1 protein-coding gene and 1 pseudogene are annotated in these 1711 nt (G+C 33.8%); both read left to right on the forward strand.

Going from position 1 to position 1711, the window contains the following annotated elements:
* Positions 1 to 159 precede the first annotated feature (159 nt).
* Positions 160 to 933, forward strand: coding sequence for a DUF2326 domain-containing protein (locus C7R94_RS00850; RefSeq protein ID WP_106778071.1), 774 nt, complete (start codon positions 160 to 162; stop codon positions 931 to 933).
* A 335-nt stretch (positions 934 to 1268) separates the two neighbouring features.
* Positions 1269 to 1451: pseudogene (locus C7R94_RS00855) on the forward strand (YebC/PmpR family DNA-binding transcriptional regulator); the annotation flags it as partial.
* Between the last annotated feature and the right edge of the window lie 260 nt (positions 1452 to 1711).

A 1711-nucleotide genomic window follows, 5' to 3' on the forward strand; every position in this document is an offset into this window, starting at 1 on the left:
AAGAAATAAATATTATATTTTGACTTTGACTTAGAAGAAATAAAGGAGTTTTATAATGAAATTGGCATATACTTCGAAAAGCAACTAGAAAAAGACTACTCTGATTTAGTTCTATTCAACAAAGAAATATTAAGTGAAAGAAATGAAATTTTACGAGAGATGCTTAATGAATACACGTTATTATATGAAGAAAATAAGGCTGCAATTGTAGAATTGAACGCGAGAAAAAGTAATATGCTTTCATATATTAACGCGACACATTCGTTTGAAAAATTCAAGTTACTTCAACAGGATATAACTGAATTAAAAGTACAAATTGAGAGTATCAAAACTAAAATAAATAGTATCGATTCAATAGTTGACCTTAATGAAAACAGAAGTAAATTAGAGTCCGATATTTCTAAGATTATTGTTTCTATAAAAGAAGATTTTTTTGGTGAAAAAAACAAGTATATTGAATCAATAAGAAAGCATTTCAATAACATTCTAATGGAAACGTTAGGGGATGCTGGAGTGTTAAGTACACCCCTAAATAAGAAAAATAATGTTGAGTTCATCTCTGAAATCATTGATATGAATACTAGTCAAGTTAGCAGTAAAGATAAAGGAACAACATATAAAAAACTAATGTGCTGTGCTTTTGATTTAGCTATATTAGCTACATACGCTAGCAAGAAATTTATACACTTTGTATATCACGATGGTGTGTTTGATGGGTTAGATTCAAGGCAAAAAGAAAATTTTTATAAGATAATAAAAGAATATAGTGAAGAATATAATATTCAATATATATTTTCTACTATCCAAGATGAACTTCCTGAATCAATTCGAAAACCTGGGAAAATCGAGGAATTGAAAAACAGTAATACTATTATAAAGTCTTTACATGATGAAGGAAACGATGGTCGCTTATTTAAGATGGAAGCATTTTAAAGCAGCCCATTGATGATTGGTTTTAGGAACTCAATTGACAATGTTGATTTTTGTTTATTTGTAGTGCTTGAATGTTTTATCAACTAAACATAAATACCTGGCACTAATTAAAAATGAAACTGTAGGAGGTTCCATTATCGAAATAATTATTGGAATTCAGTTAAACGGTTCTTCTCAATTTACTCAATGTTCATCACATCATTTAATCTGATTAATAGCTTTGAGCAGTGATATACAATGTCACTACAATGGTAAATTTGTGCATCTTGTGCTATGATGCTATTTCCAACAAAAAAGTGAGTACATAAACATTGATATTTTTTTAATAGTTGATGTTCCACGCTGCACTCAAAAACGGCGGCGTCACAGAGTTTACCGTAGCTGAACTGACCATGCTGCCGCAAAACGAAGTAACGCTGACAGAAGATGTACAAGCTCAATTCGAAAAGCTGATCGATGCTTTGGAAGACTTGGACGATGTGCAGCAGGTGTACCATAACGTTGATTTAGGTGAATAATGATTTCGATGGGGAAGACCTTTGTTTTAGGACAGAGGTCTTTTTTTATGTGGCTGTGGTGAAGAGAAGAATATTTCCAGTCTAGGCTCCAGGCTCCGTCCTGCTGGGGGTTGAGACTGTCCGCTCCGAAGGGATTTGCGGGGAAACGCAAAAGTGGTAGCCGCTTCGTAGCACTGGCACGGTTGCGTTTCTGTTGCCCGCAAATCCCTTCTCCGCTTGGTAGGACTCCACAAGTCGCTACGTCTGGAAATATTCTTCTC

The organism is Brevibacillus sp. NRRL NRS-603 (assembly GCF_003013445.1).
In the GTDB taxonomy this organism is placed as follows: Bacteria; Bacillota; Bacilli; order Brevibacillales; family Brevibacillaceae; genus Brevibacillus; species Brevibacillus formosus.